Origin of the sequence: Polymorphospora sp. NPDC051019 (genome assembly GCF_040683055.1) — a bacterium.
GTDB classification, from domain to species: domain Bacteria; phylum Actinomycetota; class Actinomycetes; order Mycobacteriales; family Micromonosporaceae; genus Polymorphospora; species Polymorphospora lycopeni.
In genome coordinates, this window is sequence record NZ_JBFBCH010000016.1 from 51,189 (window position 1) to 65,432 (window position 14,244).

A 14,244-nucleotide genomic window follows, 5' to 3' on the forward strand; every position below is an offset into this window, starting at 1 on the left:
CCACCACCCGCCGCAAAACCCGCCGGTAGAGGGGACTATCCTCGCTGCGAGGTACGCCCGCGGATCAACGACAGAGCGTCAACGACGAGCGCGTGCCGAGTGTGACCAACGAGAACCGGAGGCCGCTCGTGACCACCGTCGGACCGAAGCCGATCGTGACCCGGCCCTGGCCGGTCCATCAGCCGGTAAAGGGCTCGGCCATCGCGCGGATCCTGCGTACGACGGACGCGAAGCAGATCGGGATCATGTACATGATCACCGCCTTCGTGTTCTTCCTGATCGGCGGCCTGATGGCGCTGATCATGCGGGCCGAGCTGGCCCAGCCCGGGCTGCAGTTCCTCTCCCCGGAGCAGTACAACCAGCTCTTCACCATGCACGGCACGATCATGCTGCTGTTCTTCGCGACGCCGATCGTCTTCGCGTTCGCGAACTACATCGTGCCGATCCAGATCGGCGCGCCCGACGTGTCGTTCCCCCGGCTGAACAGCTTCGCGTACTGGCTCTACCTCTTCGGCGGGACGCTGGCGATGGCCGGCTTCCTCACCCCGGGTGGCGCGGCCGACTTCGGCTGGTTCGCGTACGCGCCGCTGAGCAGCGTCGAGCACTCGCCGGGCGTCGGCGCCAACATGTGGATCGTCGGTCTGGCCATCTCCGGTCTGGGCACCATCCTCGGCGCCGTCAACCTGATCACCACGATCCTGACGCTGCGCGCGCCCGGCATGACGATGTTCCGGATGCCGATCTTCACCTGGAACATCCTGGTCACCAGCCTCCTGGTGATCATGGTCTTCCCGCTGCTGGCCGCCGCGCTGTTCGCGCTCGCCGCCGACCGCATCCTCGGTGCCCACGTCTACGCCCCGGAGACCGGCGGCCCACTGCTCTGGCAGCACCTCTTCTGGTTCTTCGGCCATCCCGAGGTCTACATCGTGGCGCTGCCGTTCTTCGGCATCGTCAGCGAGATCATCCCGGTCTTCTCCCGTAAGCCGATCTTCGGCTACAAGGGCCTGGTCGGCGCCACCATCGCCATCGCGGCCCTCTCGATGAGCGTGTGGGCGCACCACATGTTCGCCACCGGCCAGGTACTGCTGCCGTTCTTCAGCTTCCTGAGCTTCCTCATCGCCGTACCGACCGGTATGAAGTTCTTCAACTGGATCGGCACCATGTGGCGCGGCCAGATCAGCTTCGAGACACCGATGCTGTGGTCCATCGGCTTCCTGGTGACGTTCCTCTTCGGCGGCCTGTCCGGCGTGCTGCTCGCCAGCCCGCCGATCGACTTCCACGTCTCCGACTCGTACTTCGTCGTCGCGCACTTCCACTACGTGCTCTTCGGCACGATCGTGTTCGCGGTGTTCGCCGGCATCTACTTCTGGTTCCCGAAGATGACCGGCCGGATGCTCGACGAGCGCCTCGGCAAGATCCACTTCTGGATGACCCTCATCGGCTTCCACACCACGTTCCTCGTGCAGCACTGGCTCGGCAACGACGGCTTCCCCCGTCGCTACGCCGACTACCTGCCGATGGACAACTGGGCCACGCTCAACACGATTTCCACCATCGGGTCGTTCATCACCGGTATCTCGACCCTGCCGTTCATCTGGAACTGCTGGAAGTCGTACAAGACCGGCCCCATCGTCGAGGTCGACGACCCGTGGGGCCACGGCAACTCGCTGGAGTGGGCGACCAGCTGCCCGCCCCCGCTGCGCAACTTCGACCGGATGCCCCGGATCCGCTCCGAGCGGCCCGCGTTCGACCTGAAGTTCCCGCACCTGGCCGCCGGCCACCAGTCGCTGGCCGGGCCGCCCGAGGGTGGCGCGAAGCCGCTGACGAGCGAGTCCGACGGCGGCGCCAGCTACACCGAGGACGTGGCGAGCGACCTCGACCGCCGCTGACCCGCACCACTCGCGAAGCGCCGGCCTCCGTACGGGGGCCGGCGCTTTCGTCTGTGGTGCCCTTGCCGCCCGGCGGACAGCGACGCGACCGCCCGCTGGGCGAAACGATGTCGATCTGAGCGGCAGAGACCCTACCGGCCGCCGATAAGGTCTCTCCCGCTCAGATCAACACCTGTTCGGGCCGGCGCCGGCCCCGGCGTGCTGCCGGCGCGGCCCCGGCGTGCTGCCGGGGCCGGCACGGCGACGTGCTGCCGGGACAGCGTGCTGTCGTCGCGCCGGCCGCCCGGTCAGACCTCGACGGGGACCAGGGGAGCGCGGCGCCGCCGGAGTTCGGCGGGCAGGGCGAGAAGTGCCACGAGCGCCCCGACCGCGCCGGTGGCGGCGAAGCCCCAGGCCGGGCTGGAGGCGTCGATCACGGCGCCGGCGAGGGGTGCCCCCAGCGCGATCCCGACCGTCATCGCCGAGCCGTGCAGGCCCATCGCCTCGCCCCGGGCGGACGCCGGCGCCAGACGGCTCACCGCGTCGGCGGTCGCGGCGATCGTCGGGGCGCACAGTGCCCCGGCCGGCAGCAGCGCGATCGCCAGCAGCCACCACTGGCCGCCGCCGAGCCCGACCGGGATGGTGCAGAGCGCGAGCGCGCCCATCAGCCCGACCGGCGGCACCGGTCGCGAGGCGGAGCCGTACGCGAACCCGCCCACCAGCGAGTACGCGGCCCAGACGGCGAGGACCAGCCCGGTCCACGCCACCTGGCCGGACTCCCGCAGCACGGCGACCACCGCCACGTCCGTGCCGCCGAGGACCAGGGTCGCCGCGGCACTGACCGCGAGTACGCCCACCAGTCGCGGCGTCAGCCACTCCCGGCGCCGTACGGGGGCCGCCGCGGTGGCCTGTTCGGCGGCGGTGCGGACCGGCGGGTTGAACAGGAACAAGGTGATACCGGACAGGACGATCCCGCTGCCGACGGCGAGCATCGTCACCCGGGGCGAGAGCGCCGTCGACAGGAACACGGCGAGCGCCGGACCGATCATGAACGACAGTTCGACCGACATCGAGTCGAGCGCGTACGCCGGACGACGGTGCGCCTCGGGGGCGAGCGCCGCGATCGACTGCCGGACCACGGAGAAGACCGGCAGGGTGAGCAGCCCGCCGAAGAAGGCGGCGACCAGCAGCACCGGATACGGCAGCGCCTGGGCGACCGCCCAGAAGATCGCCTCGGCGACGGTGGTGACGGCGATCACGGGACGTAGGCCGTGCCGGTCGACGAGCCGGCCGAGCAGTGGTGCGCCGATCGCCGTGCCGACCGTCATGGCGCCGCCGACGAGCCCGGCCGCCGCGTAGCCGCGCTCGAGGTCGAGTACGACGTGCAGGGTCAACGTGATGCCGGCCGCGGTCACCGGCACCCGGGCGAGTACGGCGATGAGCAGCAGCGGCCGGATGCCGGGCAGCCCGAGCGCCTGACGGTAAGGGGTGAGCTTCATGTCGGTGCGTACCTCCGGGGACATCCTCGCCCCTGGGTACGACGCCCCCGCCACCGGATTCCCACCCCCGCCCCGGCCCACCCCGTGGCCCCGCGCCGGCCCACCCGCCCGCCCCGGTCGATCAAGGGCAGATCGTGCCGCGAAAGCCGCGGAACACCCCCGACTTCTCCTTGATCGATCCCACGGGCGGGCCCCACGGGGCGGGACCCGCGCGGCGGGCCGGGTGGGCTACTGGACGAACGGGGTGCCGGTGAGGGTGACGTCGGCGGAACGCAGGTCGTTCAGCGCCAGGTCGGTCGTGACCCGGGACACGCCGGCGGTCAGGTCGAGCAGCACCGTCGTGGCGAAGCCCTCCCGCGCCGCGTCCAGCGCGGTCGCGCGTATGCAGTGGTCCGTCGCGATCCCCACCACGTCGACCGTGTCGACGTCGCGGGCGCGCAGCCAGTCGGCCAGGCCGACGTCGCCGTCGGCCCGTCCCTCGAAGCCCGAGTACGCCGCCGCGTACTCGCCCTTGTGGAACACCGCCTCCACCCGGTCGGTGGCCAGCTTGGGGTGGAACTCGACGCCGTCGGTGCCGACGACGCAGTGCGCCGGCCACGACGACACGAAGTCCGGCGGGTTGCCGAAGTGGGCGCCCGGGTCGATGTGGTGGTCCTTGGTCGCGACGACGTGGTCCCAGCCACCGTCGTTGCCGGCCAGCACCCGCGAGATCGCCTCGGCGACCCCGGCACCGCCGTCGACGGCGAGGGAACCGCCCTCGCAGAAGTCGTTCTGTACGTCCACGATGATCAGGGCTCGGGCCATTGGGGGCAGACCTTTCAGCTTGTCGGTACGACGGTGACCGGGATCGCGGGGTCACCGGCGGAGAGCTTGAGCCCTTCCCACGGTATCGAGATCAGGCACTGACGCAGATGGTCGCGGGCGGCGGCCAGCGGCGGCTGGGCCGCCGGCTCGCCACTGATGACGTACGACGTCTGCAGCAGCCGGTCGTTCGGCTTGTGATCGGGTACGCCCTGCGAGACGACGATCTCCTCGGTGGCGGTGCCGGTCGGCTTGTGCCGGCGTACGGCGACTTTCCGCCCACCGACGGTGGCCTTGTTCTCCGACCGCTTCACCACGGGCCGGCCGTCGACCTCGACGAGCTTGTAGACCAGGCCGGCGGTCGGGGCACCGGAGCCGGTCACCACCGACGTGCCGGCGCCGTACATGTCGACCGGCTCGGCGGCGAGCGCGGCGATGGCGTACTCGTCGAGGTCACCCGAAACGATGATCTTCGTCTCGGTCGCGCCGAGCGAGTCGAGCAGTTCCCGGGAGTGCTGGGCCAGCACCGACAGGTCGCCGGAGTCGATCCGTACGGCCAGCAGGTCCGGCCCGGCGACGGCGATGGCGTTGCGGATGCCCTGCGCGATGTCGTACGTGTCGACCAGCAGCGTGGTGTTCTTGCCCAGCGCGGCGACCTGCGACGCGAACGCGGCCGGCTCGTCGTCGTGCAGCAGCGTGAACGCGTGGGCGGCGGTGCCGGCGGTCGGGATGCCGTAGCGCTGGCCGGCGGCCAGATTGGAGGTGTAGGCGAAACCGGCGAGGTAGGCGGCGCGGGCGGCGGCGACCGCGGCCTGCTCGTGGGTGCGTCGCGCGCCCATCTCGATGACGGCGCGGCCCCGGGCGGCGGTGACCATCCGGGCGGACGCGGCGGCGATCGCGCAGTCGTGGTTGAGCACCGACAGCACCAGCGTCTCCAGCACCACGCACTCGGCGAAGGTGCCGGACACGGTCAGGATCGGCGAGCCGGGGAAGAAGAGTTCACCCTCGGGATAGCCGTCGATGTCGCCGGTGAAGCGGTAGTCGGCCAGCCACTTGGCGGTGTCGGCGTCGACGATGCCGGCCCGCCGCAGGTAGGCGAGGTCGTCGTCGGCGAAGCGGAAGTCGCGCAGCATCTCGACGAGACGGCCGGTGCCGGCGACCACACCGTAGCGGCGGCCGGTCGGCAGCCGTCGGGTGAACACCTCGAATACGCAGCGCCGGTCGGCCGTGCCGTCCTTCAGGGCGGCGTTGACCATCGTCAGTTCGTATTGGTCGGTGAGCAGCGTGGGGTGCAAGGTGGTCACTCCTGAGAGCCTAGGTGCTGTGTCCGCGGGCCGTCGCCGAGGTCCGGGCCGGTCCCGCCGGGCCGGGTCGGCCGGGTGCCGCCGGTCACACCGGCCGCACGACGGCGCCGGGGTGCGGAAACGCTTGGCCGGACGGCTCTTGCCAACACCGGCCGGCGCGCTGAGAATGGGCCCAACCATTGCCGCCGGTCGCCGCCGCGATCAGCAGGCGGAGCCCCTCCGTGCGGCCGACACCGCGCCACGGGTCCGTCCGCGGAGCAGGGCACGCCATGCCGTGCGTGAGTTCCGTCGACGGGCCGCAGTCTCAGTTGCGATCCCGGTCACCAGTTGAGAAGCGTCACCACCCCTGACGTGAGGGGCCGGCGGTGCGGCGTTCCGGTCGTCCGCTCCGCCGCCGGTCCACCGGCGTCGAGGAGGCCACCGCCATGGAGCCTGCCACGCTGCTGCCCACCCAGGATCCGCCCGGTCCCGGAGACGCGCGCCATCCGGCGCCGCGGTCCGGGGCGGGGACGGTCCGGATTCCGCGCCGGCGCCGCCCGGTACGGCTGCGGACCACGCTGGCCGCCGCGGTCCCCGACGAGCCGCTGGCCGTCGTCGTCGCCGGCCCATCCGGGCACGGCGCCGTGCTGGGCGCGCTGCTCGGCGGGGCGGTGCCGCTGTCGAGGCCGTCCGGCGACGCGTTCCTGGTCGTCGGGCACGCGGCCGAGCCGGCCGTGGTCGCCCACCTGCCCGGGCGCCGGGAGCCACAGCCATACGCCCCGGACGGCCTACGGACCCGCCCACCCCGGCGGATCGAGGTGTCGCTGCCCGATCCGCTGCTGCGCCACTTCACCCTGGTCGACGCACCGGACACCGACGACCTGGACGCCGCCGGGACACGGCTGCTGCTCGACGTGGCCGCCCGGGGTGCGCTGCTCTTCGTGCTGCCCGCCGCCCGGCAACCGGACCGGCCGGAGATCGCCCTGCTGGCCGGGGCCGCCCGGGCGGGCGTACCGGTGCTGTTCGTCGTCACGCCGGCTCCCGACCCGGCCGTGGCTCCCGACGGTGGGGCGGCCGCGCAGCGTTCCGCCGTGCTGGCGGCGGTTCCGGCGCTCGCCGGGGCGCCGTGGTTCGCCGTCGACCCGGCCGGAGCCGACCCGGCCGACCTGCGCCGGGCCCTGGTCGAGTGGGCCGGCGTGACCGACCTGCGCCGGGGTGCCGACCGGCCACCGGCCCCGGCCACCGGCGCCGTACGGGTCGTCGCCGACGTACCCGACGCGGACTGGGCGGCGTGGCTGGACCGGCTGGTCCGCTCGGCCGCGCACCTGGCCCGGCAGCGGCTCGCCGTCGAACTCGCCGGCATCCACCTGCGCTGCCTGCGCGACATCGTCGCCGGTGCCGGGCCGGCCGGCCTGCCGGACCGGTTCGACCGGGAACTGCACGCGCTGTCCGTGCTCGCCACGGCCACGGCGGACGCGGAACTGGCCCGGATCGTCGAGGAGACCGCCCGCCGCCTCTTCGACCGCACCGACCGGGACGTCCGGCACCGGCTGGCCGTCGCGGTACGCCGCGGGCTCGCCGACGACCCGGCCGCGTCCGGTCTCGAGCGGGTGCTCCTGGTCACCACGACCGCCGGGGTCGCCACGGTCACCGGTCCGGCGGCGGTGGCGGCACTCCAGGCATACCCGGCGCCGGCGGGACCGGCGGTGCTGCCGCCCTTCGGGCTGGCGCTGTCCGCCGGCTGCTACGGCCACTGGCGCAACCCGGCCAACGCCGATCCGGCGCGGGCCCGGGCCTGGCTCCAGCGTGCGGTACGCGCCGTCGAACTGGAACTGCTGGCCGAAACCTCCCGGCGGTACGGCGCCGCCGGCCGCTCGCTCACGCTGGTGACCACCGAGGCGCTCGACCACGGCATCCTGCTGGCCTGATCACCGGACTTCCGGCCTGCTCACCCGATTGCCGGCCCGATCGCCGGAAAACGGCACAGCGGACCGGACATCTGTGGCGGTTCCGGTTCATCGGTTCCCCGGCATCGGTGGCACGATGGGTGCCATGGCGGCTCCACAGGTTGCACCGGCAGAGGTCCCGATCACCGAAGAGGTGCCGGCCGAGGACCGGCCGTGGGTGACGATCGTCTGGGACGATCCGGTCAACCTCATGTCCTACGTGACGTGGGTCTTCCAGAAGCTCTTCGGCTACAGCAAGGAGAAGGCCGAACGGCTCATGCTCGACGTGCACCACAAGGGCCGGGCGGTGGTGTCGAGCGGCGCCCGCGAGCGGATGGAGCACGACGCCTCACGGCTGCACGCGTACGGTCTGTGGGCGACGGTCGACAAGTCATGAGCGAGCGGAACGAGGGAGCCGTCGGGTTCAGGGGTTGGCGCGCCGACCCCGAGCGGAGCGAGGGGGCCGTGAGCGAGCGGAGCGAGGGAGCCGTCGGGTTCAGGGGTTGGCACGCCGACCCCGAGCGGAGCGAGGGGGCCGTGAGCGAGCGGAGCGAGGGAGCCGTCGGGTTCAGGGGTTGGCACGCCGACCCCGAGCGGAGCGAGGGGGCGGCGTGAGCATGTTCCGGCGTCAGGGTGAGTACTGTGTCGCCACCTTCGCCACCGACGAGGTGCGGGTGCTGCGCAAGGTCGCCGGCGAGGTGGTGGGCCTGCTCACCGACGGGTTCGACCACGACGACCCGGTGGTGGGCCGCCTCTTTCCGGACGCCTACCCCGACGAGCCGACCGAGTCGGCCGAGTTCCGCCTCTACACCGAGGGCGACCTGAAGACCGCCAAGATCGACCAGGCGGGCGCGGTCCTCGCCGCCCTTCCCGACGCCAGCGGCGGCGAGGTACGCCTCGACGGCGAGGCGGCCGAGGCGTGGCTGCGGGCGCTGAACGACGCCCGGCTGGCGATGGGGGTGCGCCTCGACCTGAAGGACGGCACCGATCTCGGCGAGGAACTCGACGACGCGGTGTTGCAGGACCCGACCTCGTCGCGGGTCTTCCAGCTCTCCGTCTACGCCTACCTGGGTTATCTGCAGGAGTCGCTGCTCAACGCGCTGGTCGACTGAACCGCGCGGGCCGGGACCGGCGGCGGCACCGACGGGGACGTCCGGGCGGTGACGCCGACCACGTGGTGGACAGGAACGGCACCGAACGCTGGTGAGGCGGTAGGCTGGCCCCCGTGCTGACCATCGACCGGGCGATCATCGACGCGATCGTCGCTCACGCCCGCCGGGACCATCCCGACGAGGCGTGTGGCGTCGTCGCCGGTCCCGCCGGGTCCGACGTGCCGACCCGGCACATCCCGATGGACAACGCCGCCCGTTCGATGACCTTCTACGAGTTCGACTCGATGGAGCAGTTGCGGGTGTGGCGCGAGATGGACGACCGCGACGAGGAGCCGGTCGTGATCTACCACTCGCACACCGCCACCGAGGCGTATCCGTCGCGCACCGATGTGTCGTTCGCCGGCGAACCGGGCGCCCACTACCTGCTCGTGTCGACCCGTGACCCCGACACCGAGGAGATCCGCTCGTTCCGCATCGTGGACGGGGTGATCACCGAGGAGCCGGTCCGGATCGTCGATGCGAACGTGGACCCGAACGCGGTCCAGTCCTACATGTTCGGGCAGAGCCCGACGACGGTCGACTACGAGTGTTCCGGTCGCTGATTCCCGCAGCAGCCCGACCCACCGCAGTCTTTCTCCCGATCACCGTCGTTTCTTAGGAGCACGTCAATGGCTATCGAGGTTCGTATCCCCACCATCCTGCGCACCTACACCGGTGGCGCGAAGGTCGTCGAGGGCAGTGGAGACACCCTGGGTGGACTCCTGACCGACCTGGACGCCAAGTTCGCCGGCCTGCGCGGCCGGCTCGTCACCGACGAGGGCACTTTGCACCGCTTCGTCAACGTCTACGTCAACGACGAGGACGTACGGTTCCTCGGCGCGCTGGACGCCAAGCTGTCCGACGGCGACAGCGTGACCATCCTGCCGGCCGTGGCCGGTGGTGCGTTCGGGTTCGCGGCCGCGGCCGCGATGCTCGGCCACCGCGCGCCGGTCGCCGCCCGCTGAGGCCGGGCCGGCATGGCACGGTACGACAGCCTGCTCGACGCCTGCGGTGGCACGCCGCTCGTGGGCCTGCCCCGACTCTCGCCGACGGTGCCCGACGGGGCACCACCGGTGCGGCTGTGGGCGAAGCTGGAGGACCGTAACCCGACCGGCAGCATCAAGGACCGTCCGGCGCTGTTCATGGTCCGTGAGGCCGAACGCGCCGGGCGGCTCCGCCCCGGCGACACGATCCTGGAGCCGACGAGCGGCAACACCGGCATCTCGCTGGCCATGGTCGCCAAGCTGCGCGGCTACCGGCTGGTCTGCGTGATGCCGGAGAACGTCTCCGCCGAGCGGGTGCAACTGCTCCGCATGTACGGCGCCGAGATCATCTTCTCGGCGGCGGCGGGCGGCTCCAACCAGGCGGTCGCGACCGCGAAGCAGATCGCGGCCGAGCACCCGGACTGGGTGATGCTCTTCCAGTACGGCAACGAGGCCAACGCCCGCGCCCACTACGAGTCGACCGGCCCCGAGCTGCTGCACGACCTGCCCTCGATCACCCACTTCGTCGCCGGGCTGGGCACCACCGGCACCCTGATGGGCACCGGGCGCTACCTGCGGGAGAAGGTCGAGGGCATCGAGATCATCGCCGCCGAGCCGCGATACGGCGAGCTGGTCTACGGGCTGCGCAACATCGACGAGGGCTACGTGCCGGAGCTCTACGACGCCTCGGTGCTGACCCGACGGTTCTCCGTCGGCACCCGCGACGCGGTGCTGCGTACCCGGCAGCTCGTCGAGGTCGAGGGGATCTTCGCCGGGTTCTCCACCGGCGCCATCCTGCACGCCGCCCTGGCGGTCGCGCACGAGGCGGTCAAGGCGGGGCGCCGGGCCGATGTCGCGTTCGTGGTGGCCGACGGCGGCTGGAAATACCTGTCGACCGGCGCGTACGGCGGCACCCTCTCCGACGCCGAGGACGCCCTCGAAGGCCAGCTCTGGGCCTGAGTTTCTGTCACACCTGTACCCCGACGACGCCGGCCGCGGCATCCGCGGCCGGCGTACGTCTCTCCGGCGGGCGCCGGGGCGTCAGAGGGCGACGATCGTCAGGACCAGGTTCAGCAGCAGCGGCACCGTCGCGCCGCCCAGCATCAGCCAGGGCAGCCGGCGCCGCTGGATCGACAGGAAGCCGCCGACGGTCAGCGCGATTCCCGCCAGGCCGCCGATGATCAGCGCCGGCTCGTACCAGAACGGGTCGGTGCCGGACAGGATGGCGTACAGGCCGCGCAGCGCCACGGCCATGCCGACCAGGCCCAGCGCGGTCGCCCAGGCGCACAGCCCGACCATCCGCCGGCCGTCGGGTGCCGGGTCCCCGGCACCGGGCAGCCGGAACAGGCTTGCCAGCCCGCGCCGGGGAAGGAAGACCTCGTCGCGGGAGCCGAGCCGTACGGTGGTGTCGCTCGCCGCCCGCTGCACCCAGAACGGTCGGTCGGGCGCCTCGTTCCCGCTCCGGCGCGGCGTCGGTTCGGTGCCGGACCCGCTTTCCGGCGCCGCTTCCACCGGCTCGGTGGCGTCCGGCGCAGCCGCCGTCGACAGGTCCGGATCGTGGCGCTGCGCTACCGGAACCGCCGGCGTGGGAGTCGGTTCGGTAGCCGCCTCCGGGTCCACCTCGGCGGGCAGTGTGCCGGTGCCGAGCGATGGGCTGTCAGCTTGCGGGGCCACGTGTCACCGTCCTGCGATCTGTCGCGGTCCACGCGTACCCGTGGACCTTCACGCTGTGCAACGGATCTGTGTGACGGCGCGTAACGGTGCGGCCGGTCGCAACCCGCAGGCGGCGTACCCTCCGGTGGTGTCGCCTTGATGACAAGTTGGATCAGACCTTTCGTCGCCATGCTGGTCACCGCGTAGGCTGCGTGCCGTGACGGACTCGCCAGTACGGATCTTCAGCACAACGGTCGGCGGGCTGTCGGTGGCCGGCGACCCCTCCGGGACAGTCGGATGCGGCTGACCGTCCTGGGCTGCGCCGGCAGTTTCCCGGGACCCGACTCGGCCTGCTCGGCCTACCTGGTGGAGGCCGACGGCTTCCGCCTCCTGATCGACTTCGGCTCCGGTTCGCTGTCCGCGTTGCAGCGCTACGCGGGGCTCTACGCCGTCGACGCGATCCTGCTCACCCACCTGCACGGCGACCACATGCTCGACGCGTGCACCTACATCGTGGTCCGCCGGTACGCCCCGCAGGGGCCGCTGCCCCCGCTGCCGGTGTACGCCCCGGCCGGCGCCCCGGACCGGATCGCGGCCGCGTACAGCAACGAGCCGGACTCGGTCGACGACGTCTACACCTTCTACGGGCTCCAGCCGGGCAGCTTCCCGATCGGCCCGTTCACGGTGACCGTCGACCGGGTCAACCACCCCGTGGAGACGTACGGGGTGCGCCTGGAGTGGCAGAACCGGGTGATCACCTACTCGTCGGACACCGCGCCCTGCGACGCGCTGATCCGGCTGGCGCACGGCGCCGACCTGTTCCTGTGCGAGGCGAGCTATCTCGACGAGGTCGAGAATCCGCCCGACCTGCACCTGACCGGCCGGGAGGCCGGCGAGATCGCGACGAAGGCGGGGGTGGGCAAACTGCTGCTCACCCACCTGGTGACCGCCTGGGGCAGCGAGGCGACCACCCTGGAGGAGGCCGAGTCGGCGTTCGACGGCCCGCTGGAAATCGTCCGGCCGGGTGCCCGCTACGAACTCTGATCCCGGCCGGCAGGCTTGATCCGGCCACCAATAGGGTGTCGGGATGGCGCGACCTGACGGGCGGCGGCCCGACCAACTCCGACCGGTGACGTTGACCCGGCAGTGGAGCATGCACCCCGAGGGCTCGGTGCTGGTGGAGTTCGGCGACACCCGGGTGTTGTGCACCGCCAGTGTCACCGAGGGGGTTCCCCGCTGGCGCAAGGGTTCGGGGCTCGGTTGGGTGACCGCCGAATACTCGATGCTGCCCCGGGCGACCACGACCCGGTCGGACCGGGAGAGCGTGAAGGGCCGGGTCGGCGGGCGCACCCACGAGATCTCCCGGCTGATCGGCCGCAGCCTGCGGGCGACGATCGACCTGAAGGCACTCGGCGAGAACTCGATCGTGCTCGACTGTGACGTGCTCCAGGCCGACGGCGGCACCCGTACGGCGGCCATCACCGGCGCGTACGTGGCCCTGTCCGACGCGGTCGACTGGCTGGCCGAGCGCAAGGCGCTGGCCGGCAAGCCGGCGAAGGTGCTGCACCGGTCGGTGGCCGCCGTCAGCGTCGGCGTCATCGAGGGCGAGCCGCGGCTGGATCTGTGCTATCTGGAGGATGTCGCCGCCGAGGTCGACATGAACGTCGTCTGCACCGGTGAGGGTGACTTCGTCGAGGTGCAGGGGACCGGCGAGTCCGGCGTGTTCGCCCGCGACCAGTTGGACGCGTTGCTCGATCTCGGGGTGGCCGGCTGTGCCGAGCTGGCGCAGGCGCAGCGGAAGGCGCTGGGCCAATGACGAAACTGCTGCTGGCGACCCGTAACGCCAAGAAGCTCGTCGAACTCCAGCGGATCCTCGACGAGGCGCTGGGTGTGCGGCGCGTCGAACTGGTCGGGCTGTCCGACGTACCGGAGTATCACGAGGTCCCGGAATCCGGCCTGACGTTCGGCGAGAACGCGCTGCTCAAGGCCCGGGAAGGATGCCGCAACACGGGGCTGCCGACGGTCGCCGACGACTCGGGGCTGGCCGTCGACGCGCTGAACGGGATGCCGGGCGTCTTCAGCGCCCGCTGGTCCGGGCGGCACGGCGACGACCAGGCCAACCTCGACCTGGTGCTGGGCCAGATCGGTGACGTGCCGGACGAGCACCGGGGCGGGGCGTTCGTCTGCGCCGCCGCGCTGGTGCTCCCCGGTGGCAAGGAGCACCTGGTCGAGGGACGCCAGGCCGGCCTGATCCTGCGGGCGCCGCGCGGCGACGGCGGATTCGGGTACGACCCGATCTTCCTCGGCGAGGGGCAGACCCGGACGAACGCCGAACTGTCGCCGGCTGAAAAGGACGCGATCAGCCACCGCGGCAAGGCGTTCCGGTCCCTGGCGAAGGTGATCGCCAAAATCCCCCTGGCCGGCTGACTCTGTCCCGTTCTGGCCCGCTGCCCCTGCCCGGCTGCCTCGTCCTGTCCAGCCGGCGAGGTAGGCCACCGTGGTCTTGATCGTCTGCAGGTGAGGCGTTGCGGGCTCGGCGTGGCGAGCGCGTGAACCGCAGACGATCGAGGCCGGCCGGTCTCGTCACGGCCCGAGGTGGTTCAGGCTGCGGTGCGGACACTGCTGTTGTGGTCCACAGCAAATTCGCTGTGGATACGCCGAATTCGCTGTGAGGCGCCACGGCACATCCGGCGCCCACGCGCCACGTCCAACGGGTGACCGATGATCGTCTGCTGCTCAGCCGGCCGACACGCCGCACGGACACCGGCGGAACAGCAGACGATCACCCTCAACTCCCATCCCCGCCCTGCCCCCGCTCCTGCCCCCGCCCCGCTCCCTGCCCCCGCCCCGCTCCCTGCCTGCCGCCCCGCCCCTGCCCGCTCCCTGCCCACCCTCGCGACGATCAAGGAGTTGTCGTGGCGGGAATCGGGGCAGAACGGGCACGGTTAGTCCTTGATCGACGCGGCGCACGCACGGCGCAGCGCGGCGACACGCGCGACGCGGCGCCGGCGCAGCGCGGCGACACGCGCGACGCGGCGCACGCGCGGCGGGGCGGCACGC

General features: G+C 72.0%; 15 protein-coding genes. 11 read left to right on the forward strand and 4 right to left on the reverse strand.

The window, feature by feature from the left end; all coding sequences use genetic code 11:
• Positions 1–128 precede the first annotated feature (128 nt).
• The gene (gene ctaD / locus AB0M79_RS25025; RefSeq protein ID WP_364217908.1) at positions 129–1,889 is read left to right on the forward strand and encodes a cytochrome c oxidase subunit I; all 1,761 of its coding nucleotides are present in this window, start codon (positions 129–131) and stop codon (positions 1,887–1,889) included.
• Positions 1,890–2,176: 287 nt separating this feature from the next.
• Here the strand turns inward: ctaD and AB0M79_RS25030 are convergent, their stop codons facing one another.
• The 3 genes from AB0M79_RS25030 to AB0M79_RS25040 form a co-directional block, all read right to left on the reverse strand.
• Entirely contained in the window at positions 2,177–3,391 is a 1,215-nt protein-coding gene (locus AB0M79_RS25030) for an MFS transporter (RefSeq protein WP_364217910.1), read from the reverse strand.
• A 204-nt stretch (positions 3,392–3,595) separates the two neighbouring features.
• On the reverse strand, positions 3,596–4,171 hold the full coding sequence (locus AB0M79_RS25035; RefSeq protein ID WP_364217912.1) for an isochorismatase family protein: 576 nt from the start codon (positions 4,169–4,171) through the stop codon (positions 3,596–3,598).
• 14 nt (positions 4,172–4,185) lie between these two features.
• On the reverse strand, positions 4,186–5,472 hold the full coding sequence (locus tag AB0M79_RS25040) for a nicotinate phosphoribosyltransferase (RefSeq protein ID WP_364217914.1): 1,287 nt from the start codon (positions 5,470–5,472) through the stop codon (positions 4,186–4,188).
• A 425-nt stretch (positions 5,473–5,897) separates the two neighbouring features.
• Between AB0M79_RS25040 and AB0M79_RS25045 the strand changes: the two genes are divergently transcribed.
• The 7 genes from AB0M79_RS25045 (at position 5,898) to AB0M79_RS25075 (ending at position 10,491) form a co-directional block, all read left to right on the forward strand.
• A complete protein-coding gene (locus tag AB0M79_RS25045) occupies positions 5,898–7,379 on the forward strand; it encodes a hypothetical protein (protein ID WP_364217916.1) in 1,482 nt (493 codons plus the stop codon).
• A gap of 124 nt (positions 7,380–7,503) precedes the next feature.
• Positions 7,504–7,794: an ATP-dependent Clp protease adapter ClpS gene (gene clpS / locus AB0M79_RS25050; RefSeq protein WP_357533500.1), complete on the forward strand. Its 291-nt coding sequence runs from the start codon at positions 7,504–7,506 to the stop codon at positions 7,792–7,794.
• Entirely contained in the window at positions 7,791–8,012 is a 222-nt protein-coding gene (locus AB0M79_RS25055) for a hypothetical protein (RefSeq protein ID WP_364217919.1), read from the forward strand. The genes clpS and AB0M79_RS25055 overlap by 4 nt, the downstream gene beginning before the upstream one ends.
• A gap of 2 nt (positions 8,013–8,014) precedes the next feature.
• On the forward strand, positions 8,015–8,509 hold the full coding sequence (locus AB0M79_RS25060; RefSeq protein ID WP_364218142.1) for a DUF2017 domain-containing protein: 495 nt from the start codon (positions 8,015–8,017) through the stop codon (positions 8,507–8,509).
• A gap of 113 nt (positions 8,510–8,622) precedes the next feature.
• The gene (locus tag AB0M79_RS25065; protein ID WP_357533498.1) at positions 8,623–9,111 is read left to right on the forward strand and encodes a M67 family metallopeptidase; all 489 of its coding nucleotides are present in this window, start codon (positions 8,623–8,625) and stop codon (positions 9,109–9,111) included.
• A 66-nt stretch (positions 9,112–9,177) separates the two neighbouring features.
• Complete coding sequence (locus AB0M79_RS25070; protein ID WP_364217921.1) at positions 9,178–9,513, forward strand: MoaD/ThiS family protein; 336 nt, start codon at positions 9,178–9,180, stop codon at positions 9,511–9,513.
• A gap of 12 nt (positions 9,514–9,525) precedes the next feature.
• A complete protein-coding gene (locus AB0M79_RS25075; protein WP_357533494.1) occupies positions 9,526–10,491 on the forward strand; it encodes a pyridoxal-phosphate dependent enzyme in 966 nt (321 codons plus the stop codon).
• Between the two features lie 81 nt (positions 10,492–10,572).
• Here the strand turns inward: AB0M79_RS25075 and AB0M79_RS25080 are convergent, their stop codons facing one another.
• Positions 10,573–11,205 (reverse strand): hypothetical protein, encoded by a 633-nt coding sequence (locus tag AB0M79_RS25080; protein WP_364217924.1) that lies wholly within the window; start codon positions 11,203–11,205, stop codon positions 10,573–10,575.
• A 276-nt stretch (positions 11,206–11,481) separates the two neighbouring features.
• Between AB0M79_RS25080 and AB0M79_RS25085 the strand changes: the two genes are divergently transcribed.
• From AB0M79_RS25085 to rdgB, 3 genes are read left to right on the forward strand one after another with little or no spacing between them, the layout of a single operon-like run.
• Positions 11,482–12,228: an MBL fold metallo-hydrolase gene (locus AB0M79_RS25085; RefSeq protein WP_364217926.1), complete on the forward strand. Its 747-nt coding sequence runs from the start codon at positions 11,482–11,484 to the stop codon at positions 12,226–12,228.
• 43 nt (positions 12,229–12,271) lie between these two features.
• Complete coding sequence (gene rph, locus AB0M79_RS25090) at positions 12,272–13,000, forward strand: ribonuclease PH (RefSeq protein WP_364217928.1); 729 nt, start codon at positions 12,272–12,274, stop codon at positions 12,998–13,000.
• Positions 12,997–13,611, forward strand: coding sequence for an RdgB/HAM1 family non-canonical purine NTP pyrophosphatase (gene rdgB, locus AB0M79_RS25095; RefSeq protein WP_364217930.1), 615 nt, complete (start codon positions 12,997–12,999; stop codon positions 13,609–13,611). Before rph ends, rdgB begins: the two co-directional genes overlap by 4 nt.
• Positions 13,612–14,244 lie beyond the last annotated feature (633 nt).